This window comes from Acinetobacter lwoffii, from assembly GCF_019343495.1.
Lineage (GTDB): Bacteria > Pseudomonadota > Gammaproteobacteria > Pseudomonadales > Moraxellaceae > Acinetobacter > Acinetobacter lwoffii_P.
Map to the genome: position 1 here is coordinate 1,699,018 of NZ_CP072549.1, position 25,431 is coordinate 1,724,448.

22 protein-coding genes, 2 tRNA genes and 3 rRNA genes are annotated in these 25,431 nt (G+C 43.5%); 8 read left to right on the forward strand and 19 right to left on the reverse strand.

Going from position 1 to position 25,431, the window contains the following annotated elements:
- Positions 1-18 precede the first annotated feature (18 nt).
- Positions 19-1,917: a bifunctional tRNA (5-methylaminomethyl-2-thiouridine)(34)-methyltransferase MnmC2/FAD-dependent 5-carboxymethylaminomethyl-2-thiouridine(34) oxidoreductase MnmC1 gene (gene mnmC / locus J7649_RS07985; RefSeq protein WP_219307293.1), complete on the forward strand. Its 1,899-nt coding sequence runs from the start codon at positions 19-21 to the stop codon at positions 1,915-1,917.
- 173 nt (positions 1,918-2,090) lie between these two features.
- Here mnmC and J7649_RS07990 read toward each other — a convergent pair whose 3' ends face one another.
- Complete coding sequence (locus J7649_RS07990) at positions 2,091-2,405, reverse strand: rhodanese-like domain-containing protein (protein ID WP_005101788.1); 315 nt, start codon at positions 2,403-2,405, stop codon at positions 2,091-2,093.
- A gap of 91 nt (positions 2,406-2,496) precedes the next feature.
- Between J7649_RS07990 and J7649_RS07995 the strand changes: the two genes are divergently transcribed.
- On the forward strand, positions 2,497-2,985 hold the full coding sequence (locus tag J7649_RS07995; protein WP_004281601.1) for a YajQ family cyclic di-GMP-binding protein: 489 nt from the start codon (positions 2,497-2,499) through the stop codon (positions 2,983-2,985).
- Positions 2,986-3,010: 25 nt separating this feature from the next.
- On the forward strand, positions 3,011-3,514 hold the full coding sequence (locus J7649_RS08000; RefSeq protein ID WP_180181188.1) for a DUF4442 domain-containing protein: 504 nt from the start codon (positions 3,011-3,013) through the stop codon (positions 3,512-3,514).
- A 58-nt stretch (positions 3,515-3,572) separates the two neighbouring features.
- On the opposite strand, the gene J7649_RS08005 is transcribed toward J7649_RS08000, so the two are convergent.
- From J7649_RS08005 to J7649_RS08015, 3 genes are all read right to left on the reverse strand, one after another.
- Positions 3,573-3,944: an acyl-CoA thioesterase gene (locus tag J7649_RS08005; protein ID WP_218955192.1), complete on the reverse strand. Its 372-nt coding sequence runs from the start codon at positions 3,942-3,944 to the stop codon at positions 3,573-3,575.
- Between the two features lie 74 nt (positions 3,945-4,018).
- The gene (gene trxC, locus J7649_RS08010) at positions 4,019-4,450 is read right to left on the reverse strand and encodes a thioredoxin TrxC (protein WP_219307305.1); all 432 of its coding nucleotides are present in this window, start codon (positions 4,448-4,450) and stop codon (positions 4,019-4,021) included.
- Positions 4,451-5,347, reverse strand: a complete 897-nt coding sequence (locus J7649_RS08015) for an alpha/beta hydrolase (RefSeq protein ID WP_219307307.1) — start codon at positions 5,345-5,347, stop codon at positions 4,451-4,453.
- A 125-nt stretch (positions 5,348-5,472) separates the two neighbouring features.
- On the opposite strand from J7649_RS08015, the gene J7649_RS08020 reads away from it, so the two are divergent.
- Together J7649_RS08020 and J7649_RS08025 are read left to right on the forward strand one after the other, a co-directional pair.
- Positions 5,473-5,808, forward strand: coding sequence for a protein tyrosine phosphatase family protein (locus J7649_RS08020; RefSeq protein ID WP_004281596.1), 336 nt, complete (start codon positions 5,473-5,475; stop codon positions 5,806-5,808).
- The gene (locus J7649_RS08025) at positions 5,801-6,223 is read left to right on the forward strand and encodes a protein tyrosine phosphatase family protein (protein WP_100535426.1); all 423 of its coding nucleotides are present in this window, start codon (positions 5,801-5,803) and stop codon (positions 6,221-6,223) included. The genes J7649_RS08020 and J7649_RS08025 overlap by 8 nt, the downstream gene beginning before the upstream one ends.
- 165 nt (positions 6,224-6,388) lie before the next feature.
- Here J7649_RS08025 and J7649_RS08030 read toward each other — a convergent pair whose 3' ends face one another.
- Positions 6,389-8,392, reverse strand: a complete 2,004-nt coding sequence (locus tag J7649_RS08030; protein ID WP_219307309.1) for an Ig-like domain-containing protein — start codon at positions 8,390-8,392, stop codon at positions 6,389-6,391.
- A gap of 154 nt (positions 8,393-8,546) precedes the next feature.
- Between J7649_RS08030 and J7649_RS08035 the strand changes: the two genes are divergently transcribed.
- Positions 8,547-9,929, forward strand: a complete 1,383-nt coding sequence (locus J7649_RS08035) for a dihydrolipoyl dehydrogenase (RefSeq protein ID WP_219307311.1) — start codon at positions 8,547-8,549, stop codon at positions 9,927-9,929.
- A 163-nt stretch (positions 9,930-10,092) separates the two neighbouring features.
- Here J7649_RS08035 and rrf read toward each other — a convergent pair.
- From rrf to J7649_RS08075, 8 genes are all read right to left on the reverse strand, one after another.
- A 5S ribosomal RNA gene (gene rrf / locus J7649_RS08040) occupies positions 10,093-10,207 on the reverse strand.
- A gap of 237 nt (positions 10,208-10,444) precedes the next feature.
- Positions 10,445-13,339, reverse strand: a 23S ribosomal RNA gene (locus tag J7649_RS08045).
- Positions 13,340-13,754: 415 nt separating this feature from the next.
- Positions 13,755-13,830, reverse strand: a tRNA-Ala gene (locus J7649_RS08050).
- 48 nt (positions 13,831-13,878) lie between these two features.
- Positions 13,879-13,955, reverse strand: a tRNA-Ile gene (locus tag J7649_RS08055).
- 60 nt (positions 13,956-14,015) lie between these two features.
- Positions 14,016-15,553 (reverse strand): 16S ribosomal RNA (locus tag J7649_RS08060).
- The 16S, 23S and 5S rRNA genes sit together here with 2 tRNA genes alongside, the layout of an rRNA operon.
- A 441-nt stretch (positions 15,554-15,994) precedes the next feature.
- Positions 15,995-17,071, reverse strand: coding sequence for a DUF6670 family protein (locus J7649_RS08065; RefSeq protein WP_159138922.1), 1,077 nt, complete (start codon positions 17,069-17,071; stop codon positions 15,995-15,997).
- A gap of 18 nt (positions 17,072-17,089) precedes the next feature.
- Positions 17,090-17,911 carry a CDP-diacylglycerol--serine O-phosphatidyltransferase gene (pssA, locus tag J7649_RS08070; protein ID WP_005108642.1) on the reverse strand — a complete coding sequence of 274 codons (822 nt, stop codon included), beginning with the start codon at positions 17,909-17,911 and terminating at the stop codon, positions 17,090-17,092.
- A gap of 39 nt (positions 17,912-17,950) precedes the next feature.
- Positions 17,951-18,808 carry a 23S rRNA (adenine(2030)-N(6))-methyltransferase RlmJ gene (locus J7649_RS08075; RefSeq protein WP_004281423.1) on the reverse strand — a complete coding sequence of 286 codons (858 nt, stop codon included), beginning with the start codon at positions 18,806-18,808 and terminating at the stop codon, positions 17,951-17,953.
- 117 nt (positions 18,809-18,925) lie between these two features.
- Between J7649_RS08075 and J7649_RS08080 the strand changes: the two genes are divergently transcribed.
- Both J7649_RS08080 and J7649_RS08085 read left to right on the forward strand, forming a co-directional pair.
- Positions 18,926-19,528, forward strand: a complete 603-nt coding sequence (locus J7649_RS08080; RefSeq protein ID WP_219307321.1) for a 2OG-Fe(II) oxygenase — start codon at positions 18,926-18,928, stop codon at positions 19,526-19,528.
- A 70-nt stretch (positions 19,529-19,598) separates the two neighbouring features.
- Positions 19,599-20,126, forward strand: a complete 528-nt coding sequence (locus J7649_RS08085) for a hypothetical protein (RefSeq protein ID WP_004281425.1) — start codon at positions 19,599-19,601, stop codon at positions 20,124-20,126.
- 90 nt (positions 20,127-20,216) lie between these two features.
- Here the strand turns inward: J7649_RS08085 and J7649_RS08090 are convergent, their stop codons facing one another.
- From J7649_RS08090 to J7649_RS08115, 6 genes are all read right to left on the reverse strand, one after another.
- Positions 20,217-20,474 (reverse strand): DUF2789 family protein, encoded by a 258-nt coding sequence (locus J7649_RS08090; RefSeq protein ID WP_004281426.1) that lies wholly within the window; start codon positions 20,472-20,474, stop codon positions 20,217-20,219.
- Positions 20,475-20,589: 115 nt separating this feature from the next.
- Positions 20,590-20,844 carry a DUF2789 family protein gene (locus J7649_RS08095; protein ID WP_004645105.1) on the reverse strand — a complete coding sequence of 85 codons (255 nt, stop codon included), beginning with the start codon at positions 20,842-20,844 and terminating at the stop codon, positions 20,590-20,592.
- Positions 20,845-20,895: 51 nt separating this feature from the next.
- The gene (locus J7649_RS08100; protein WP_213686840.1) at positions 20,896-21,174 is read right to left on the reverse strand and encodes a DUF2789 family protein; all 279 of its coding nucleotides are present in this window, start codon (positions 21,172-21,174) and stop codon (positions 20,896-20,898) included.
- A 169-nt stretch (positions 21,175-21,343) separates the two neighbouring features.
- Complete coding sequence (locus J7649_RS08105; protein ID WP_219307323.1) at positions 21,344-22,330, reverse strand: malate dehydrogenase; 987 nt, start codon at positions 22,328-22,330, stop codon at positions 21,344-21,346.
- 167 nt (positions 22,331-22,497) lie between these two features.
- A complete protein-coding gene (locus tag J7649_RS08110; protein ID WP_005108634.1) occupies positions 22,498-23,136 on the reverse strand; it encodes a ribonuclease T2 family protein in 639 nt (212 codons plus the stop codon).
- Positions 23,137-23,168: 32 nt separating this feature from the next.
- Entirely contained in the window at positions 23,169-25,103 is a 1,935-nt protein-coding gene (locus J7649_RS08115) for a lytic transglycosylase domain-containing protein (protein WP_219310080.1), read from the reverse strand.
- Between the last annotated feature and the right edge of the window lie 328 nt (positions 25,104-25,431).

The following is a 25,431-nucleotide window of genomic DNA, read 5'->3' on the forward strand; positions in this document are numbered from 1 at the left end:
TTTAAGGTTGTACCCGTTTTGTCGCATGCAATTCAAACTGCCGATCTGGATTGGCAATTGGTGGATGGCATTGATGTGCCTGTGTCCAAGCAATTTGGTGATGTGTATTTTTCCAAAGACAATGGCTTGCTGGAAACCCGGCATGTCTTTTTAAATGGCAATGATCTCAGTACGCGTTTGGCAGATTTAAAACCTTTTGAATATTTCTGTGTCGGTGAAACGGGTTTTGGTACTGGTTTAAATATTCTGGCCCTGTGGCAGCTCTGGCAACAGGTGCGTCCGGACAATCACAGTCATCTGCATGCGATTTCAGTTGAAAAATTCCCTCTTTCTAAAACCGATCTGATTCGAGCCTTAAATGCCTGGCCAGAACTCAAGCCTTTAGCTCATCAACTCATCTCTCAATATCCGATGCCAATTGCCGGCTGTCATCGTCTCAGTTTTCCTGAAGAGCGATTCAGTCTGGATCTATGGCTGGGTGATGCACATGATGTTTTCCCGGTAATTGAAAAAACTGCGCCGGTGAACGCTTGGTTCCTGGATGGTTTTGCGCCTTCCTGCAATCCAGACATGTGGGAAGAAAATGTTTTAAATAATATTGTACGTTTATCCGAGATTGGGACAACTTTCGCCTCTTTCAGTGTTGCTGGCGTTTTAAAACGTGGCTTAAAAAATCATGGGATTTCAATTTCCCGTCCACGTGGTTTTAAGCATAAGCGTGAAATGCTGAAAGCGATCTGGAATCCGGCTGAAGAGACTGAAAGTTCATTAATACAAGAAATCACTCAAAAAAAAACTGAGCGAGATACAGAGACCAATATCAGACCTAGCCAAATCGCTGTGATTGGCGCTGGAATCGCCGGTTTAAGTACAGCCTGGGCATTCGCTCAACGTGGTCATCAAGTCACGATTTACGACCAGTCAGCGCCACTCTCAGGAGGTTCTGGCAATCCACTGGCTTTGCTCAATCCCAAACTCTGTCCGGTTGAGCAAAGTGCTGAACATCTGATGACATTGGCCTGGCAACATGCCTTAAATCATTACCAAAAATTTAAAGCTTTCCGCCCGATTCAGGTCAATCAGCTTGCCTTAAAAAATCCTGAACAGCTTTTAGGATTGGCAGATGAATATCCTGAAGAAATTCTTGCTGTACAAGATACAGAGTCGCAAGAGCTTCAAACTGCATTTCCAAGTTTAAAATTACTAGAAGCTGGCGCGGTTTCTCCTCATCAATTGCGTGATGAAATTCTACAGAATGTAAATATCCGATATAAACAGGCCAAAATTAGCCATATTGAAGCGGCTACAAAACCTCAGCTATTTTCAGATGAACAGGATCTAGGTGAATTTGATCATGTCATTGTCTGTACTGCGCGAGAAACAGCACAATTCTTTGCAGATTATCCAGCTCTGAAACCGATTCGCGGACAGGTCAGCTGGATGAATAATCAAGCCCAGCCTTTAAGTCAAAATATTGCCTATAGTTACGGCGGTTATTGTATGCAACTGGATGCTGAACATCTGATCTTGGGCGCTTCTTTCTATCCAGGTCGAGATGATATCGAGGTGTTAGCAGAAGACCATGTACACAACTACGAATTGATCCACAGTGTATTCCCAGAATATGCACAGTCATTAGCTTCTACCGATACCTGGCAAGGCCGTGCATCGGTACGCGCGCAAAGTCAGGATTATTTCCCTTTGCTCGGTAAAATGAAAGCGGATGAGGAAATTTACAGCTTTGCCGGTCTCGGTTCTAAAGGCTTTCTGTTTGCGCCGCTCTGCAGTGAAATTCTGGCAGCCCAGATTCTCGGTGAAGCCTGTCCGGTGCCATCCAGTTTAGTAAAAAAACTCAGTGTGACTCGTTTTCAAAAGAAAGTGAAAATGAAGAAACCGTATTTTAAACTACAAATTTAATTACTATTTTGAATGAATCCCCCTAAATCCCCCTTTAAAAAAGGGGGGACTTTTCTCTACTTTTATGAATAAATAGAATAGATGTAGCTCCTCCCTTTAGAAAATGGAGGTTGGGAGGCATTAAATCTCACCCATTAAAAAAGCGCCTTGCGGCGCTTTTTTTGACAGAATGCTTATACACCCTGTTCAAGCGGTAAGCCTGCATCACGGGCAGCACGAGTACCACCCATCAGAATGACATATTCACGTGAGCTGTCAAAACCCTCTAGTTTTTCCGCAGCACGTGGAGCTTTACTGCCCCCACCACACAAGATGTAAATGGGTTGATCCGCTGACACCTGAGTTAGGCTTTCTGCTGAAAGATCGTTAATGGGCTGATTCACCGCCCCTTTCACGTGTGCTTCAGCAAAAGCACTTGAATCGCGTACATCCCAGATAATTGCATTTTCTGGGAACTCAAATGTTGTAATTTCTTGTTTACGGATCATTGCGCACTCCTTTGATGTAAACAACACTTGGCAAATGAAGAAAACATCCCTAGCATCTCAGATATTCTTTCCCTTTGTAAAGGTCTAAACTATGCCTTCTTTCGATATTGTTTCTGAATTAGAAATTTTTGAAGTAAATCATGCAGTTCAAAACACCCAAAAAGAAATCGCGACCCGCTTTGATTTCCGTGGTCAGGACGTTTCTATTGAACTGAATGAAAAAAACAAGGAAATCAAAATCTCGACTGAAAGTGATTTCCAGTGTGAACAAGTCTATAGCATGCTGGAAAGTCATTTCTTTAAACGCAAAGTCGATATTCAGGCGCTTGACCCACAAAAAATGACAGCTTCTGGCAAAAATGTGATTCAGGTCATCAAGCTTAAAGATGGTCTTGACTCAGATACCGCAAAAAAAATTAATAAAGCCATTAAAGAAAGTGGGATTAAGGCGCAATCTTCTATTCAGGGCGACAAGATTCGTGTGACTGATAAAAAACGCGATACATTGCAGCAAGTAATGGCATTCTTGAAAGAACAGCAATTTGGTTTGCCTTTACAGTTCAATAACTTTAAAGATTAAGACAGCAACGTCTGTAGAAGGAATTATGGCAAAGAACAACCGATTAGCCAGATTAGTCAAAGCCACTGCACGATTACCGCAAGGCATTCGTACTGCTTTGTTAAGTAAAACTTTTGGCCGGGTGGTCCCGATGGTCGGCTCTGCCAAGATTCGTTATGAGGAAATGAGTGCGTCCAAAGTGGTAGTAAGTATGGCCAATCATAAAGCCATGCAGAACCATATCGGACAAATCCATGCATGTGCAATGGCCCTGCTGGCAGAAACAGCAACCGGGTTTGTAACCGCAATGAATGTACCGGATAGCGCAGTGGTTTTGATTAAGAGTCTAAAAGTAGACTTTAAACGTCCGACCAAAGGTGCCCTGACGGCAGTTGCTACCTTGACTGCTGAACAGCAACAGCTTATGCAAAGTTCAGACAAGGGTGAAACTCTAGTTCAAGTTGTGGTACGTGACGAATCGGGTGAAGCACCGATTCAATGCGAGATGCTCTGGGCCTGGATTGCCAAAAAGCAATTGAAGCAGACTTGATATCAATACAGACAAAAAAAATCCCAGATCATTAATCTGGGATTTTTTATGAGACGAATTATGACTTCTGCTGAGATTCTAGAAACTTCTGTTTTGCTTCTTCTGGAATCGGACGTTTATTGCCTTTCACATCCACTGCCACAAAGGTAAATACCCCTTCAGTCACGCGTACAGGCGGACGTGAGTCGTCATGGCTATCCCATACTTCAATTTCCATCTGGATGGAGGTATTGCCGACTTTTAAAATTTTGGTATAGCAGCTAATCACATCACCGACTTTTACCGGAACCAGGAAGGTCATCTGGTTAATCGAAATCGTGGCACAACGTCCCTTTGAAAATCGTTCTGCGTGAATCGCGCCTGCCAAGTCCATTTGTGAAACGATCCAGCCACCAAAGACATCACCACTCCAGTTGGTATCTGCAGGCATTGCGATCGTCTGTAGGGAAAGAATCCCCTCTGGTCTTACTTGAAAATCTGACACTTTCACTCCAGGCATTTGAATTAGGGTTGGGTATTTAACTGCTGATCAAGCCATTTTTGCAGCTCGCTTGACCGTAATGCACCGCTTATTCTAGCCATTTCGTTGCTTTTATTCATCAACACCAGCGTCGGAATACTGCGAACATTAAATGCCGAACTTAAGCGCGGATTCGCTTCGGTATCAATTTTGGCAAAAACCACATTTGGATATTGCTTCGCGACCGTTGCAAAATGCGGTGCCATCATTTTACAGGGACCACACCAGTCTGCCCAGAGATCAATCAGGATTGGCAAGTCACTATGCGTGACAAACTGACTGAAATTCTGCTCATTCAGCTCAATTGGTACCAGTGGAATCAGGGCTTGATGACATTGACCACAAGCAGGGTTGGCAGTGAGTTTATCTTCAGGGACACGGTTTTTGGCCAGACATTCCGGACATACAATAATCATCTAGCGCACTCCAATATGTTGATGTAAGAATTCTAATTGGGTCGAAACTGCTTTTTCAAACCATTTCCCATGATAAATATCAAAATGCCGGATATTCCACTCATGATATTGCACAAATGGTGCAATATTGGTCGCAGTTTCCCGACTGGATTCAATTGGAATCAGACTATCCAGTTTTGCCGCAATAAACAGGACTGGAATGTTAATCTTTCTGACTTCCTGAATCGGTCGATAGCGCATCAGTTTAAAGAATGCCCGTGCAGGAATATGACCACTCCAGTAATAATCCGGATTGACAATCGACAGATAACCTTCATAACTGTCCTGTGTCGGCATAAAACATAGCTCATGCGGATCAACTACAGGTAAGGTTTTTGGTGCCATACCAACCTTGGCCCCCATATAATCCTGACTGGAAACTTTAAGCGCCTTGGGGAGTTGCTGTAAAGGATATAGTTGGGCACTTTCAGCCCCATCGACAAAAGGCACCTGTACCATCGCCGCCTGAATATTTTTCAGCTCTGCTGCAAGTGTCAATACATGCCCACCACTTAAGGCCGTACCCCAGAGCACGATCCGTTTACTGTCAATCGATTTGCGTTCCTGAATATGTCTGATCATGGTTCGCCAGTCATCGAGCTGGGCATTGATCGACACCAGTTCACGTGGACGCCCAGTGCTGCCGCCCCAATAGCGATAGTCAAATAAAACCACCGCATAGCCGGCACTGGCAAAACGCTGGGCATATTGCACCAGTTTAAATTGACGTAAGGCAGCCAGACCATGAGCCATCAGGATTACGGCCGGTTTTTCTATATTTTTAGGCCGATAAAAATCTGCAGCAATCACTTCCTGACCGCTTTTGACATACAGTGGTTCAACTGTATAAGCCTGCATACGCGCTCCATTGCGTTATCTTATGGTTATCATCATTTATAAAAATTTCAGAACAGGTTCAGCATGTTTTCAGCTTAATGCTATCATAAAGCATATCGATATAAATGAAATGATGGAGTGGCGTCATGAGCGAAAATGTAGGTTTTGCTGGTCAAATTGGTCCGGAACACGTAACTCAAGTGGTTGAGAAAGGTTTTAAATCGATTATCAACAACCGTCCGGACATGGAAGGGGGTTCCGAGCAGCCGACCAGTGCACAAATCGAGGAAGCTGCACGCAATGCCGGTCTGGATTATGTATTCCAGCCAGTAGTAGCCGGTCAGATTACTGAGCTTGATGTACGCACTTTTGCCAATCATTATAATGAGTTACCAAAACCGATCTTGATGTTCTGTCGTACTGGAAACCGCTCCAATAACTTATATCAACTGGCAAAACAGATGGATCTGCTGGATGACTAATTTGTTCTGGAAAGGTGTGGTACTGGCCAGCTGTTTAAGCTGTGCCTCACTGGTTGTTGCTGCAAATAATCTAAGCCATGCACTGACCTCTACAGTCAGTGTTTCAGGGCAAATGACCACCAACAAGTTCCAGCAATTGATTCAACAAGGCTTTAAGTCTGTAATCGTGAATCGACCCGACCAAGAACAAGGGAATCAGGTCAAGGTTGGACAGCTGCGTTCAATTGCTGAAAAGTCTCAAGTGAGTGTGATTTATCAGCCTGTGAATAGTGGTCAGATCTCTCAAGCCAATATTGAGGAATTTGCACGCTATTATAATGAGCTGCCAAAACCAATTTTGATGGTCTGTCGTAGTGGTGCTCGTTCAGCGGCCTTGTTTAATCAGGCTAAATCTCAAGGATTGATTCATGAGTAAGTTATTGATTATTTTATGTTGTAGTTTGGCTTTTACAGGCTGTAGCTCGATGAATCTAAAGCCGACTGTGGGTGTGAGTGTGGGAACATCAATTTAGTTTTTTAAATTTTAGTTCCCATAAAAAAAAACAGCGCTTCGGCGCTGTTTTTTATACAAATATAATTTCTATTGATAATCTACATAAATTGTTGATACTTTACTATCTGGCGAAGAAACAGAAACTTTCAACGTATCTCCTACCGCACATTCTTTTAGACGATAGCCATAATAACTTTGATTACTATTTTTGAAAGTGCTTGGTGTCAAAAGATCAAAGACATTTGCGACAGGTGAACTTCCTGTTGCTAACTCTGCAGTACAAGATAAATTATTAGCTTTTGTATTATCCTCAGGCGTAACACTTATTGTGGTACCTGTTGGCATAGGCACACTTTGAGCGCTATTTCCATACATATTAAAAGACAATAAACTTCCACTTGCCTTTACATTAGTAAAGGTTGGTGTATTTTCAGCAAATGCAAATAATAATTGCTGACGGATGACCGTATCTAAATTATCGTCACATGTGTCTGCGATATTCGGCTGTCTAATTGTAGATGGAGCACAGGTCGCTTTGTTTCCTAATACCGCACGATTATAAAGAAATTCACCAATACCATAATCTTTGTTATATTGATTATCCTCGTTATCGTCACGGAAAAAGCTACCAATATTACTAAGAAGTCGATCTACGCCTTTAGTATAAAGATTATCGCCATCTAAATCTGTAAAGCTTTTATCACCCTCAACATAAGCCAATACAGTCACACGATTATCTAAAGGACGAGGTTCTTGTGTTGTTAGAGTTACAGAACATACTCCTTGGACTGTTGAACAATTAGGTTCAACCTTCCCTCCCTCAGAAACAAAGCTAATTACTGTACCATCTGGAACAGGGTTCCGTGTACGATCAACCATTCTCGCTGTAATAGTTGCAGTGTCACCATCAATTACATTCTGTAATGAATTTTTAGATACTGATAAACTTAATCCATCTTGAGTTACTCGACCAATGGATACAGATACATTTTTAGATACAGCCGAAACATTTTTGTCTGAAACTAAAGTTGCTCTTATCTCTACAGGCCCAGGTTTATCTCCTGGATAAAGATTCACAATCACTTTACCATTTGAATCACTTTTTATAGTTTTGTTATTTTGATTTCCAAATGATACGAACGATAAATCTTCTGGTGCTTGTACTTTCTCAATCAAAACATCTTGATCTGCTATAGGTACACCATTTGCATACAAAGTAAATTCAATTTGACCAGATGATGCTGAGCCACTTTTTCTAATCCCCAAATTAACTTTATTAGATGTATATACTAGTGAATTAGCTTCAAGTGCCTTAATTCTGACATCAATTCCAACTTCTGGGATATTTAAACCTGTTGCCGAAATTTTTTGTGTTCCTGTACAAAGCTTTCCATCTGTACCAATCGCTTTATAAGTTGTCGTAACATTTCCTTGATTTGATGAAACAACTGTAGCAGGTTCAAATTTACCACATGGTGCAGTGAATTCGACATTGACATTATTCTGATTGACTTTTGTATTTGCATCTTGCGTTTTTAACGTGATATTTGTTGAACCACCAGATTCTAATTGAGTACTAGCTGCCGTTAAATCGACTAAAATAATATTGGTTGCTTGAAGTGAGAAATTAAGTGCTGGTGTTGATGCTTCGGTACCATCAAAATCTGCAACTGCAGAAATTTGATAGGCACCATTGGTATTTAAGTTTTCAGGTTTAACTGAGATACTCGCTTCACCATTTGTATTTGTTAAAACAGCACCATTGGAACTACCTAAAACAACACCACCAGTCACTGTAAATGTAACTAATGCACCACTAATTCCTTTACCCGACTGATCAGTTACTTTGACTTGAGCGCTCACACCTTCTGCAGCGATTGCCTGAGTAAAGTTACCATTTCGATCAATCAATTGTATAGTACTAATATTAACAGATTTTACTTCTTCACCTGTGCTAGGGTTCGTAGTAATATTTCCAGAACTAGAGCCATCATTATTATAGTAACCATCACTTCCACCGCCCCCGCAGCCTGCTAACATTAGTGCTAAAGTAAGAGTAGATAATTTAATACCTAATTGTTTACTAATCATTTAAATCCCCAAGACCCTCTATTATAGAGTTTGTTATCAATCTTTATTCATTATGCGATATGTAATCATAGTTAAGCATTTATGTAAATAAAGGTAAGCTAAATGTTTTGTATGCTAGCTTATATTCATAAATTGATTTCAATAAGAGCAATTAATGTACGACCTCATCATTATCGGTGCAGGCACTGCAGGGATCAGTGCTTATAACGAAGCCATCAAATACACCCAAAATATTTTAATTATCAATGATGGATCGTGGGATACGACCTGTGCACGTGTAGGTTGTATGCCAAGCAAACTGCTAATCTCTTCTGCAAATCGCATGCATGATATTCAAACTGCTGAAGAACTTGCTTTAAAGCATAACGCTGTCATTGATACTTCAGATGTTATGCAACGTGTGCATGTCCTTAGAGAACGTTTTATTCGTGCAACCTTGAAAGGTGTCGATCAATGGGACAGCTCACATAAAATTTCCGGAAAAGCCAAATTTATTGATCCCCAAACGATCGAAGTCAATGGACAATCCTATCGGGCCAAAAGTTTTATTGTCGCTGTAGGTTCACGCCCTAATATTGATGAAACTTTAAAGCAACAATTAAAAGAAAAATACATCACTTCTAATGAAATATTTGAATTTTCCCAATTACCCAAATCTTTAGCAGTGATCGGGAGTGGCATCATTGCAATTGAATTAGCTCAAGCCATGCAACGCCTGGGTGTACAAACCACAATGTTTGCGCGTAGTCAAAAAGTAGGTGCTTTAACTAGCCCGATCTTACAAAAACTGGCACAAGAGCAATTAAGTAAAGAACTCAATATCAAATTTAAAACCTTACCAGATGAAGTTGAGATCCAAGCTGATAAAGTAAAGATTAACTTTACAGAAAATGATCAGACTAAGAGTATTGATGTTGAATATGTCTTAGGTGCCACAGGTCGGCAAAGCAATATAGATCGTTTAGGTCTAGACCAGCTAGATCCCACATTTAAGGATATCAAGAACCTTCCTATCGATAAAGAAACCAAACAACTTGCAGACCTACCTATATTTATAGTCGGTGATGCCGCCCCTGATGCACCCATTCAACATGAAGCCGCGCATACTGGTAAACAGGTTGTTCATAACTGCTTGAATTATCCCGAGGTAAAACCTATTTCTGCCTTAATCCCATTGGCGATTGTATTTTGTCATCCTGAAATGGCGATTGTCGGAAAAAGCTTTAAACACCTAGAAGATCAACAAATTGAATTTATTCGGGGATTCGTCTCTTATGAAAATCAAGGACGTGCACTGGTTCTGGCAGAAAACTCAGGTGGAATAGAAGTTTATATTGCTAAGAAATCAGGTAAATTACTTGGTGCAGAACTCTTCTGCTCCCAAGCAGAACATCTGGCCCATTTACTGGCCTGGATGATTGATGCTGACCAGGATATTTATCAGATCTTAAAGAAACCTTTTTATCATCCGACTTTGGAAGAAGGACTCAGAACTGCATTTAAACATGCTCGACGTCAGTTTGATAGCTTGTCATAAAAAAGTTAAAGAGTTGCAAACTATTACTCAGTAAAGTTAGCTACCGCTCTATCTTAATATTGAACCCTGTATTAGATTAACTTTATATATCTCAAATACAAGATGATTATTCCACATAAAAAAATCCCCCTCTGCCTTGGCGGAGGGGGATTTTCGAATAATGAGCTGGCGATGACTTACTCTCACATGGGTAACCCCACACTACCATCAGCGCTAAGAGGTTTCACTTCTGAGTTCGGGAAGGGATCAGGTGGTTCACTCTTGCTATGGTCGCCAGCACAACTGTTTATGGATACTTGCTTTGGTCTTATTTAGTCACTTTTCAGTGTATGCCAATGCTTTTTCCAAATCTTGCACTCGTTCAAAACAGTGTTTTGAACATCGTTCATTAACAGATATATCTGAGTTGGGTATTTTGTTCTTTAGCGTTCACTAAATCAAGCTGTTTTGCTTAATATCGAATCAATTGATCCTCACTTCTTTCGAAGTTCGTACAACAACTGTTTGGGTGTTGTATAGTCAAGCCTCACGAGCAATTAGTATTGGTCAGCTTCACATATCACTATGCTTCCACATCCAACCTATCAACGTCGTAGTCTTCAACGGCTCTTTAGGAGACATAAAGTCTCGGGGAAATCTTATCTTGAGGTAGGCTTCCCGCTTAGATGCTTTCAGCGGTTATCCCTTCCGAACATAGCTACCCGGCGATGCCACTGGCGTGACAACCGGTACACCAGAGGTTCGTCCACTCTGGTCCTCTCGTACTAGGAGCAGATCCTCTCAAATTTCCAACGCCCACGGTAGATAGGGACCGAACTGTCTCACGACGTTCTAAACCCAGCTCGCGTACCTCTTTAAATGGCGAACAGCCATACCCTTGGGACCTGCTTCAGCCCCAGGATGAGATGAGCCGACATCGAGGTGCCAAACACCGCCGTCGATATGAACTCTTGGGCGGTATCAGCCTGTTATCCCCAGAGTACCTTTTATCCGTTGAGCGATGGCCCTTCCATACAGAACCACCGGATCACTAAGACCTACTTTCGTACCTGCTCGACTTGTGGGTCTCGCAGTTAAGCGCGCTTTTGCCTTTATACTCTACGCGTGATTTCCGACCACGCTGAGCGCACCTTCGTACTCCTCCGTTACTCTTTAGGAGGAGACCGCCCCAGTCAAACTACCCACCAGACATGGTCCTCGTCCCGGATAACGGGACAGAGTTAGAACCTCAATATTACCAGGGTGGTATTTCAAGGACGGCTCCATCGCAACTAGCGTCGCGACTTCAAAGCCTCCCACCTATCCTACACAAGTAAGATCAAAGTTCAATGTCAAGCTGCAGTAAAGGTTCACGGGGTCTTTCCGTCTAGCCGCGGGTACACCGCATCTTCACGGCGAATTCGATTTCACTGAGTCTCTGCTGGAGACAGCGCCCCCATCATTATGCCATTCGTGCAGGTCGGAACTTACCCGACAAGGAATTTCGCTACCTTAGGACCGTTATAGTTACGGCCGCCGTTTACTGGGGCTTCGATCAAGAGCTTCGCTTACGCTAACCCCATCAATTAACCTTCCAGCACCGGGCAGGCATCACACCCTATACGTCCACTTTCGTGTTTGCAGAGTGCTATGTTTTTAATAAACAGTTGCAGGGGCCTGGTTTCTGAGGCTGTCGCCCGCTCAAGGAGCAAGTCCTATCACCGACAACAGCGTACCTTCTCCCGAAGTTACGGTACCATTTTGCCTAGTTCCTTCAGCAGAGTTCTCTCAAGCGCTTTGGTCTACTCGACCTGACCACCTGTGTCGGTTTCGGGTACGATTCCTGTGTAACTGAAGCTTAGAGACTTTTCCTGGAAGCATGGTATCAGCCACTTCACTGTACAAGTACAGCTTGCTATCAGTTCTCAGCATAGAGTACCCCGGATTTGCCTAAGATACATGCCTACAACCTTCCACCTGGACAACCAACGCCAGGCTGACTTAACCTTCTCCGTCCTCTCATCGCATTACACAGAAGTATTGGAATATTAACCAATTTCCCATCGACTACGCCTCTCGGCCTCGCCTTAGGGGTCGACTCACCCAGCCCCGATTAACGTTGGACTGGAACCCTTGGTCTTTCAGCGTGCGAGTTTTTCACTCGCATTGTCGTTACTCACGTCAGCATTCGCACTTCTGATACCTCCAGCAGACTTCTCAATCCACCTTCATCGGCTTACAGAACGCTCCCCTACCACGCATAATAAATTATGCATCCGCAGCTTCGGCATATAGTTTTAGCCCCGTTACATCTTCCGCGCAGGCCGACTCGACTAGTGAGCTATTACGCTTTCTTTAAAGGGTGGCTGCTTCTAAGCCAACCTCCTAGCTGTCTATGCCTTCCCACATCGTTTCCCACTTAACTATAATTTTGGGGCCTTAGCTGGCGGTCTGGATTGTTTTCCTCTTGACTACGGACGTTAGCACCCGCAGTCTGTCTCCCGGATAGTACTCATTGGTATTCGGAGTTTGCATCGGTTTGGTAAGTCGGGATGACCCCCTAGCCGAAACAGTGCTCTACCCCCAATGGTATTCGTCCGAGGCGCTACCTAAATAGCTTTCGGGGAGAACCAGCTATCACCAAGTTTGATTAGCCTTTCACCCCTATCCACAAGTCATCCCCTGGCTTTTCAACGACAGTGGGTTCGGTCCTCCAGTTAGTGTTACCCAACCTTCAACCTGCTCATGGATAGATCACCTGGTTTCGGGTCTATACCCAGCAACTAAACGCCCTATTAAGACTCGGTTTCCCTACGGCTCCCCTATTCGGTTAACCTCGCTACTGAATATAAGTCGCTGACCCATTATACAAAAGGTACGCAGTCACCGGACTAAGCCGGCTCCCACTGCTTGTATGCATGCGGTTTCAGGATCTATTTCACTCCCCTCACAGGGGTTCTTTTCGCCTTTCCCTCACGGTACTGGTTCACTATCGGTCAGTCAGGAGTATTTAGCCTTGGAGGATGGTCCCCCCATATTCAGACAAGGTTTCACGTGCCTCGCCCTACTCGACATCATCATATAAGCCCTTTCGTGTACAGGACTATCACCGTCTACGGTCGCACTTCCCAGAGCGTTCCACTAGAACTTATATGACTTAATGGGCTCTTCCCCTTTCGCTCGCCGCTACTGAGGGAATCTCAATTGATTTCTTTTCCTAAGGGTACTGAGATGTTTCACTTCCCCTCGTTCGCCTTGCAACACTATGTATTCATGTTGCAATACCTACCTTATGGTAAGTGGGTTTCCCCATTCAGACATCTCCGGATCACAGGATATTTGCCGCCTCCCCGGAGCTTTTCGCAGGCTATCACGTCTTTCTTCGCCTCTGACTGCCAAGGCATCCACCACATGCACTTAATTACTTGACTATACAACCCCAAACAGTCGTTTATCCTTACAAGTAGGATAAGCAACAGATCGTGTCTTTCAACACTCTCATACAGTTGGCGTTTCGTAGATTTAACTACTGTACAGCTTCAATTAGATTCATATACCAAAACGCTTGATTCAGTTAATTTCGCTAGAACTCATTTCTTGTAGTTGCCTACTTGAAACGAGTTTGAACAAATTATTTCAACTCAAATATATTCTGTTAATGATTTTTCCAGCCTTCGTCAGGTCAGGAAACTGTGATAAATCACAGAGATTATCAAGTGCGCGTATCATAACGCTTGTACTTGCTAATCTCTAGGATCTAAACACTTGATCGCTTAAGGACTAAACTAACAATCAACTGATTGTCTATTTATTAGCTTTTGTCTTTATACATTCCGTAGGAATGTATGGTGGAGACTAGGAGAGTCGAACTCCTGACCTCCTGCGTGCAAAGCAGGCGCTCTACCAACTAAGCTAAGTCCCCAGCTTATCAATAAGTCAATGTTTCTGATTTTCCGTACTTCGTCAGTAGTGGTGGGTCTGACAAGACTTGAACTTGTGACCCCACGCTTATCAAGCGTGTGCTCTAACCAACTGAGCTACAGACCCTCAGATACATCGTATGAAGAACAACTTGTTGTGGATTCTTACCAATCGTCAATCTTTCGTTAAGGAGGTGATCCAGCCGCAGGTTCCCCTACGGCTACCTTGTTACGACTTCACCCCAGTCATCTGCCACACCGTGGTAAGCGTCCCCCCTAAGGTTAGACTACCTACTTCTGGTGCAACAAACTCCCATGGTGTGACGGGCGGTGTGTACAAGGCCCGGGAACGTATTCACCGCGGCATTCTGATCCGCGATTACTAGCGATTCCGACTTCATGGAGTCGAGTTGCAGACTCCAATCCGGACTACGATCGGCTTTTTGAGATTAGCATCCACTCGCGTGGTAGCAACCCTTTGTACCGACCATTGTAGCACGTGTGTAGCCCTGGTCGTAAGGGCCATGATGACTTGACGTCGTCCCCGCCTTCCTCCAGTTTGTCACTGGCAGTATCCTTAAAGTTCCCGGCTTAACCCGCTGGCAAATAAGGAAAAGGGTTGCGCTCGTTGCGGGACTTAACCCAACATCTCACGACACGAGCTGACGACAGCCATGCAGCACCTGTATGTAAGTTCCCGAAGGCACCAATCCATCTCTGGAAAGTTCTTACTATGTCAAGACCAGGTAAGGTTCTTCGCGTTGCATCGAATTAAACCACATGCTCCACCGCTTGTGCGGGCCCCCGTCAATTCATTTGAGTTTTAGTCTTGCGACCGTACTCCCCAGGCGGTCTACTTATCGCGTTAGCTGCGCCACTAAAGTCTCAAAGACCCCAACGGCTAGTAGACATCGTTTACGGCATGGACTACCAGGGTATCTAATCCTGTTTGCTCCCCATGCTTTCGCACCTCAGTGTCAGTATTAGGCCAGATGGCTGCCTTCGCCATCGGTATTCCTCCAGATCTCTACGCATTTCACCGCTACACCTGGAATTCTACCATCCTCTCCCATACTCTAGCCAACCAGTATCGAATGCAATTCCCAAGTTAAGCTCGGGGATTTCACATTTGACTTAATTGGCCACCTACGCGCGCTTTACGCCCAGTAAATCCGATTAACGCTTGCACCCTCTGTATTACCGCGGCTGCTGGCACAGAGTTAGCCGGTGCTTATTCTGCGAGTAACGTCCACTATCCAAGAGTATTAATCTCGGTAGCCTCCTCCTCGCTTAAAGTGCTTTACAACCAAAAGGCCTTCTTCACACACGCGGCATGGCTGGATCAGGGTTCCCCCCATTGTCCAATATTCCCCACTGCTGCCTCCCGTAGGAGTCTGGGCCGTGTCTCAGTCCCAGTGTGGCGGATCATCCTCTCAGACCCGCTACAGATCGTCGCCTTGGTAGGCCTTTACCCCACCAACTAGCTAATCCGACTTAGGCTCATCTATTAGCGCAAGGCCCGAAGGTCCCCTGCTTTCTCCCGTAGGACGTATGCGGTATTAGCATCCCTTTCGAGATGTTGTCCCCCACTAATAGGCAGATTCCTAAGCATTACTCACCCGTCCGCCGCTAGGTCAAGTAGCAAGCTACTCTTCCCCGCTCGACTTGCATGTGTTAAGCCTGCCGCCAGCGTTCAATCTGAGCCATGATCAAACTCTTCAGTTTAATACTATGTAGTGCCTTAAAGGGCACCAATCTTGGCTCATCAATTTTCTGACAAATATTTCTCAAATAAACTTCGAGTAATTTCTACCATCAATCAATGAAAATAATTTCGATCAATCAACCAGTAAAAATCCACACAAGTTGTTCTTCATAATCTCTTAATGATCTTCTTGCTGATTCGTCACCAGCAAGCTAGGTCGGCTATATTACTCTCTATCTCTAGAAAGTCAACCAGTAATGAAAACTATTTTTAAACTTTATTTCTAAAACCCAACTCAATCAAACTTAACTAAGTCACTGTTTTATCAGAAGTTTTAATCTTCATCACCGCCGATGGATGTGCATTCTACAGCATTTCAGAACGCTTGCAACACCTATTTTTAAATAATTCAGCAAAAATATCACGACTGTTTATTTATTCTACAAAAATCGCACTTTTCTTCATTTCTTGAGCAGTAAAGGGACTGAATTGGATAAATGACTTAATCTTTTTTCTGTTTTATTCTGTTCCTGAAAGCGTAAAGGCCGACAATCTATGTATTCACAATAGCCCCCTTCCCCACTTTCGGTTTCTTCATTTATTTTCACTTGATAACTAAAACTTCCTACATAGCCCGCTGCCAGGCCAAATTTAAAATCTCCACGACTTTGCCCTTGTACCCAGATACAAGTACCGTCTGCATTTTCATAACACCATTCAAATTCGCGCGGCAAATACATACTCTGCCCATTAGGTGTCGTGACACACGGATAAACACGATGAACTTTAAAATAAACTTTTCGATCGAACATTTGGGTCCGCATGTTTTTTAAATCACGGAGATATATCCGCGACTGAACAATACGATTAAAACCATCCCGAATCTGCGCCAACAACAGTTGCCTGTTTTCACTGAGATTAATAATTTGATAAGTCAGGAAGGCCAAAGGTAGATAAGGAAAGTTAAAACTCCGCGCGTATTCAAAGCTTCCAAGACCATCGATCGTATATTGCTGCGCTTTATAGTTCACCGTTCCCTGACAATGACATAGCAAAGACCAGTGATCTGCCAAGGAAAACCGCATTTGGGTAAAATGAGAAATCAGTTGAGTGGTTTGAATATTTAAATCAAAACTGAGTTCCGAGTCAGAACGCTGCAAACGAAAATTTGGAAAACTTCCGCTCAATTGCTCACGATCCAGAAACTGAAACAGACCTGATCTAAAATGACAGTCCTGCTTGACCGAATAGTGATGCAATTGTCCCACCATATGTGGGCTCGAACTGCAAATCACGGTGGCGGTGTCTAAGGCTGTGGTTTCGATTGCACTCGGGTTTGCCAGCATGGGTGCATTGGGTTGCCCGATAATACTCAGAAAGTTTAAATAATAGAGGGGTGCCGGAAGCCCGGGGATCATCAAACCCTGATGAATAATTTTATATTTTGAGGTGGGGCCATGATAGGCGGGATGGCGCGAAACAGTAGGAGTCTGATTCAGCTGTTTCGAACGATCTAAAAAATCTTGAAGAAACCGCATCTCAGACTCCTTATCTTTTTATAATGTACTCGATCTTTTTGCCATAAAGGTGGTTACAAAACCAGACAAGGCATAGAGAATAGAAATGACCAGAATGCCGACAGGAATATTATAAGTCATCGCTGCAAAGACGAATACGGCAATTGGTAGGACAAAAAATGGAACCCGTTTACGTTCTACAGTTTTAAATGAATAGTATTTGATATTGGAAATCATCAACAAGCCTACCGCAATGATGACCACTGCATTAATGACCTGAAGAGAAGGTTCACGAATATCAAAGATTTCTGGAAAATCCAGACCGACCCAGACCAGTGACACAATCATGATGGCAGCCAGAGGACTTGCGACACCAATAAAATAACGTTTATCGACCACACCAATCTGTACATTAAAACGTGCCAGACGGAAAGCAGCACATGCGGTATAGACAAAACAGGCTGCCAGACCAATACGGCCCAAATCACTTAAGCCCCAGCTATACATCAAAATAGCGGGAGCTACACCAAAAGCCAGCATGTCAGAAAGCGAGTCAAACTGTTCACCAAACGGACTTTGTGCACCAATGGCACGTGCCACACGGCCATCTAGTCCATCCAGCAATGCCGCAATAAAGATCGCATAAATCGCTTGTTGAAAATCACCATTCATACTGGCAATAATCGAGTAGAAACCTGACAACAACGCTGCTGTTGTAATCAGGTTCGGCCATAGATAGATGCCTCGACGCTTAACTTTTTGCCCTTCCTGAGTATGCTCCTCTTCTTCTACCTCAAAGGTGATGCCATCAAAAGGCACTTCAGTTGAAGAGTCGCGTTCCGGTTTGCTTATATTTGTCATTCTTGACGATCCTAGCTATGACCTGATCTTTGAAAAAAATTATTCGCCCACTAACCAGCGAACTGCAGCGTGACCACCATTTTCACTCATGCGAAGATGCGGGAATAACCACTGTAGCGCTTCATCTGCATCTTCAGAGAATTTCCAAGGCGGGTTAATCACCAGCAAACCACAACCGTTCAAGCCGACAGGGGTATCATCCGGCCATACACAAACTTCACACACCAGTTGACGGCGGATACCAGTCTTGAACATTTTCTTCTCGAAGCGTTCGATCATGGCACGGTCTTTAATTGGATACCAAACGGCAAATACACCTGTCGGCCATTTCTTATACGCGGCAACCAGCAGCTCAACCAACTGCGGAAAATCTTTACGTTCCAGTTCATATGGCGGATCGATCATCACCAGACCACGTTTTTCTTTTGGCGGAATGACTGCCAACAGACCTTCGTATGCATCACGCTCATGCAAACCGGCACGCTTGTCAAAAATATTATGACGAAGTTGCTGGAATACATCACGCTGCATTTCAAAAATGGTCGCTTTATCAATTTCACGCATGCCTTCTAGCGCAAACCACGGCGAACCCGGATAAGCACCCTTACCAAAGTTTTCACGCATGTTTTCAACAATTTTCAAGTATTGTTGTACGCCTTCAGGTGCATTACGCTTGATCGAATCATCCAGCTTAATAAGACGATGAATACCGTTTAAAAACTCACCTGATTTTTGCGCTTCGGCAGTCGACAAATCATATTTACCTGCACCACCATGTGTATCTACATAGCGATAAGGTTTGTCTTTTGCATTCAGTCGAGTCAACAACTGAAGCAATAAAACGTGCTTCATGACATCGGCAAAGTTGCCTGCGTGGTAAGAGTGACGGTAATTCATGTTTCAATTATTCCTAAGATCAATTGCTATTTTAACATGAAAAACTATTTCGTTCAGAAACGATTATTGAACTAAAATAGCGGACCTTTTTTTACCACACTATCGAGAATTGAAAAAATGGAAGCAGTTATCATCCCAGGGGATTGGAATGTTGATCAAATCTTAGATGATTTAGATCAACATGGCTTTAGTATTATTGACGATGCTTACTCTAGCGAATATCAACATGCGGTGAGTCAAGAATGCCTGAACCACTTAAACAAATTTCGTAATGCAGCCATTCAAAATGGCGTCGTCAGCAACATCCGTAGTGATCATATTCTTTGGTTACAACCTGAATTTCAAATTTCCCACCGACACATCCAAACCCTTCAACAATTTTCTCAAATTTTAAACCGCGCGTTTTATTTAGGCATCAAAGATGTCGAAGCACATTTCGCTTGCTATCACGCGGGTGAGTTCTATGCCCTGCACCGCGACAATCCTCAAGATAAAAATGGCCGGATGATTTCCACTGTGTATTATTTACATGAACAATGGCAGAAGGACTGGGGCGGTGAACTGCGCCTGCAGGACAAACATGGCCAGTGGCATATTATCCAGCCAAAACCAAACCGAATGGCGCTGTTCCAGAGCGATTTATTACATGAAGTTTTAATCTCTAAACAGCAACGCCTATCCATTACCGCCTGGCTAAGAAGTGATACCTCACTACTCTAAGACGACCTGCCGCTTTAAATTTTAATTTTTAACCTCATATAGCCATTATTGAGAAATGAGGATTGCGTTGATGCGATTAACGACCAAACAGATTATTCAACGTCTGGGTGAAACTGACCAATTGTATTTAAAAGGCAATACGCCGGAATTAACGCTTGAACGTGCTGATCTTCGTTTACAGCTGGTGACTTTAAGTGAACTGCGTCAGGAACAGCGACATTTCCTGCAAGAAGCCGTAGTGTTGCTGGAACAAGGCCGGGTAGAATTTGAAGAAATGCCGCTGCGCATGTATATCAACCTATCTTTGCATCTGGCCAAGGCCTATATGATGTTCTTTGAATTGACCAAAGAGCACCATTTCGCCCTGATTACCCAGCAAATTCTAAAACCAATGGCCAGTTATGAACATGGCGATATTTATTTCTTCCTGGCCTATGCCAGCGCCAGTAAAAATGAGCCTGCTCTGACCCGTCACTGGTTAGGTAAATACACTACGACTGCCGAATTTGAGCTTGAATTATTACAGCAGCATCATGCATTTAATGATTATCGTCAGCACGAATGGTTTAACAAAATATTAAAAAGCAAAATGCATTAAGCCAAAGAACAAAAACGCCTCAGATGAGGCGTTTTTTAATGCAATCTATATCATCTTATTTTAAATATCAGAAAAGCACAGGAAAAATGATTAAGCAGGTTGGCGTCTATAGGCGTCCATGTGCAATTGCTGATTCAGTTCATCGATCCAAATTGCCCAATCATCATCTTGTACCAAATGGCTAATCAACAATGAACGTTGAGCTTTATTCCAAAACGGCGCATCGTGCAAGGACAACCCTGCTGGCAGTTGATGGGTACGTATATACAATTCAATAGCCGCAGGACTATTGGCGAGACCGAGCTGAGAAAACAAGAGCTCTAAGCATGGTTGGTTCTTTGCGAGCATCGCGCCCTCCTTATATCAGATAAATTGCAATTATTTATAGATCTAACTTATAAGATAAGACAAAGAAAACCTAGTCATTTGACTAGGTTTGTTGTTTCATTTTGTACGAATGCATTTAAACGCTTTGTTTGTCGCTTTCCACATGTAAAAGCTGATTTAACTTGTCAATAATGACAATCCATTCATCATCTTGGTGCCAATGTTCACGAAGGAAGGCACTTTGTCCCTCACTCCAGAATTCGGCATCTGGCAATGCGACTTCAGATGGCAATTGATGGGTATGGGTAAATTGATTAATTGAGGCTTCATCAGAAGGCAAACCCAATTGTTCAAATAATAATTCTAAAGTTAACTGTTGTTCCGTAAGCATAAATAGACTCCATCGTAGTGTTAAATTATGAGCGTGTTGAGATTCGAATTCTTAGGTTGATTTATGGCTCGGTATGTCACAGGTACCTGAACCCTCTGCCTCAATATGTAATTGTTCATTCAATACATCGACAAAAATGGCCCAGTCATCATCTTTCTTCCAGTGACTGATCAGAAAGTCATGCTGTGATTTGCTCCAAAAAGGAGCTTTATGCAGTGGCACATCCATACCAATTTGATGCGTGCTAATAAACTCGTCAATCGCTTCCGGACTCGAATCCAAACCCAATTGTTCAAAGAAAAGTTCGAAGGTGGCGCGTTGCTCTAACATCTGAACCTCCATCTTTTTATCTATAATCTTGTTTCTACCTTAGATGGCTCATAGCGAAAACTCAGTTGTCTCTCCTTCACAGCTTGTTATTTTTTGTTGATTAAAGTGAGTGGCATAAAAAAAGCACCCCAAATGGAGTGCTTTTTCAACTTAATCTGTTCAGATTAAATTATTTAAGCATGTCAGCAATTGCTGCGCGCTCTTCTTCAAGTTCGTTCAACGTAACGTTGATACGTTCACGGCTGAATTCGTCGATTTCTAGACCTTGAACGATTTTGTATTCACCGTTTTCAGTCGTTACAGGGAAACCGAACATTACGCCTTCAGGAATACCGTAAGAACCGTCAGAAGGAATACCCATCGTTACCCATTCGCCGTTTGTACCAAGAGCCCAATCGCGCATATGGTCGATTGCAGCGTTAGCAGCAGAAGCAGCAGAAGACAAACCACGTGCTTCGATAATCGCAGCACCACGTTTACCAACAGTCGGAAGGAATGTATTTGCATTCCATTCTTGGTCGTTGATCATGTCTTTAACGCTTTCGCCGTTAATTGTTGCAAAACGGTAGTCGGCATACATGGTTGGAGAGTGGTTACCCCAAACTGTAAGATTTTTGATGTCTTTAACCGCTTTACCAGTTTTAGCAGCAATTTGAGATGCAGCACGGTTGTGGTCAAGACGTAACATTGCAGTGAAGTTTTTCGCTGGAAGATCTGGAGCAGATTTCATTGCGATGTAAGCATTCGTGTTTGCAGGGTTACCAACAACTAGAACTTTAACGTCACGGCTTGCAGCTTCGTTCAATGCTTGACCTTGACCGATGAAGATTTCACCGTTCACTTTAAGCAGGTCAGCACGTTCCATACCTGGACCACGTGGACGTGAACCAACTAATAACGCATAGTCAGCATCTTTAAATGCAACTTTAGGATCATCAGTACCGATCATGTCTTCTAGTAATGGGAATGCACAATCTTGAAGCTCCATCATTACGCCTTTAAGCGCTTGTTGAGCTTTCTCAAAAGGAACTTCGAGCAATTGCAAAATCACTGGTTGATCTTTACCTAGCATTTCGCCGCTTGCGATACGGAATAATAGGCTGTAACCAATTTGACCTGCAGCGCCAGTAACGGCAACACGAACTGCTTGCTTCATCTAATTATCTCCAATTGAGGATATTCAATGCGATTAAATAGTTAGTATTTAATCTAATAATCGTAAACGCGAAAGATTGTACTCCAATCCTTTGCCAGATGCATATAAAAGAGGACGGATTTCACCTAAAGTCTGATAGGAAATATAAATTAAATCGGCAAAAAAGCTCAGTATGTTCCTTTTATTGTGACAGTTTTTGGGCATGTATTAATAATGTTGGCAGGACAGGATTTGTAATTGCCATTGGGACGATAACAGACCTTGATCGAGGTAAGCACGCTGGCTGACTGGGTCTGCTGGCAGTTGAATCGCAAGGCATTACCCGGTAATTGCGGATTAATTTTCAGAAATTTGGCCCGCAGCGTATCGACAGAAATCGTAAGATTTTCCTGTTCCGTCAGTTCCGCAGGAACTTTGAGACGATCTGCATAATTGATAATCGTCCGGAAATACTGACTGGCATTCATCGGCACGCAGCCACCGATATTGCGCCATAAGATTGTCCGGGTATTGTCATCCGGCATGATCCTGGCCACTACCTTGGACTGCAGTGGTGACAGTTTCGCGGAGCTATTGGTCGTACAATTTTGTGATGTAGTCTGAGGATATAAGCCGGAGATATTCAGCGAATAACCTTCCAGACATTTTCGCTTCTTGGCATATTCCGGGTACAAGCTACATAAGGCCGGGACCATTTGTACATCCATGACATAGTCTGTTGGTGCAGCAAATGCTGCCTGACTGCTGGCCAATACTACAAGCGCAACCGATCCAGCCCAGACTCGACGATCCTTCATTATTTTCATGAATAAATTACCATTCCCCAATAATTTTAATTTTATTGTGTATTTCGTAATGGTATCAGTTGCATGCGTTTACCCACTGACTGTGCCCCCTGTCCTAATAAAATACCGTAATGCGTGGCATTGGTCATGACATGTTTCACATAATCTCGGGTTTCAAGTAAAGGAATACTTTCAGTATATTGATCTGCGGCCATTCCCTGAAATTCTGGCTGCCAGCGGCGGGCACGGTTTGGTCCGGCATTATAGCCTGCTGTTGCCAGAACTGGACTATTGCTGAGCTGACGCTGAATGGTAGATAAATAGAATGTTCCGTAGCGAATATTGGTATTCATATCGGTGAGTGCTGCCGGATTATAAGCCTCACCCATTTGACGCGCCACCAACTTGGCCGTATCCGGCATAATCTGCATTAGACCACCCGCCCCGACATGTGAACGTGCGACGGTATTGAAACGACTTTCTTGACGCATCAAACCATAGGCCCAGGCCGGATCAATCCCCGCATTGCGACTATGGCTGACCACGTAATTCTGATGTGGCATTGGATAACGATAGTTATAATTATGTTTGTTCGCGGTACGGTCAGCGGCATAAATGGCCCGATCATGCCAACCCATGTCCATGGCACGCTTTGCCGCAGCCAGCAACAGGTCATCATCTTTCTTTAGATAAGCCTGACGTACTGCCCAGTTCCATTCACGGTTAATGTAGTTCTCTGGGGCGCTGATATTACGTAAAGTGAAAGCACGGCGGAAATGAATATCCTGATTCAAGCGCTGCATAGCCTGATTGGATGGCTGTGCCGGGGTTGGTGTACTCGCGGTCACCTGCCCCAGCTTGTCGCGTGCCAAAAGATTGTGATAGTCATCTCCGGTCGCCAGCTTACGATAAATACTTTCTGCTGCCTGCTTGGAAGCACGGTCAGCACGTTGTTCACTAGCACGAGCCAGCCAATATTGCCAGCGATCTTCCTGCTTCTGGTTGACGCTCATGCTGTCAATCGCACGAATCAGGCTTTCCCAGGCACTAAAACGAATCGCCTGACGCGCATAAATCTCGGCTTCTTCCGGGCTAAATGGCAGACCATAGCTGGCATCTAGCGCATTTAACACTTCCCGGTTGAAGTTGTTTTTCATGACTGTGGTACCACCGATATAACCGACAGCACGATATAAGGCGCGTTGTACCGGTACTGGTGTACCTTCCGCGGTCCGCTTGACGATAGACAAAGCTGAGTCCAAATCGCTATCGGCCAGACGTCCCAGCGCATAAATCAGATAGGCATGCTCTGCCGCAGTACTTTTAGGCGCAGACCACAAATAATTAGTGGGATTGGCCTGAATCGAATTCAGTTGTGCCAGAGACAGATTTAGACCAATGCCTTGCGCTGTCGCAATGGCCTGACCTGACTGTCCGGCACGAAGTTGTCCCCAGAGTCGCTGCTGACGGTCTTCTGAGGTCATGAGTGGACTGGATAGCATCATCCGGCCTAAACCAGTACAAGAATCGGGTTGGCTATTGGTGGTTAACCAGACTTCTTTAAACTCGGCATAGACCAGTTCATCGCCAGCTTTGGCGCGCACTTGTGCCACTGCACAGGCTTCGGCAGGATCAGCATTAGTTACATAAGGCAATACCGGTTGAGCAGTACTAAAGTCTGCCATTTTTACCTTTTCTTCGACATAGTCTGCTGCCAGCTTTTCAGCCATGGCGGATTGAGGGTAACGCTGGGCAAAACTGATAATCTGACTAACAGGCTGCATGGCAAGATTCTGGTTTAAAATCCAGTATTCCGGATAATAGCCCAAGGCATCATTCTGCATAGACAGACGATATTGCTGTAACAGTTCAGTATTACCTGCATTGGCTGCACGCAAGGCATCATTAAATTGTTCTTCTGCTGCCTGTGTACTCGCTGAACAGATACATGCCACACTTAAAGTAATTAATTTATAGTATTTATACATAGTTTTAGTGTGTTTCAACATCCCTTTGCCTTCTATCATCGGTTTTGTGCTTTGCCCATGTTGCATATCATAAGAGCTAGTTTGAAGATTATAACCAACTCTATTGTTCAGTTATGTAACCTTATGATTAAGCAATATTAATCTACAGACAATTTTTGCCCATAAATCAATATTTTTCCACAGTTAATTTGAACTATAAGTTTAAGCAACTTTCCTGCTAAAATATGCGCCTTTCCAAGATTTCAGTCCGTGAATTGAATTTTTATTCACCTGTTTGATGCATCAATCAGGCTGTTCGTTCACTCTTTCAACGTATTACCTTGTAGGA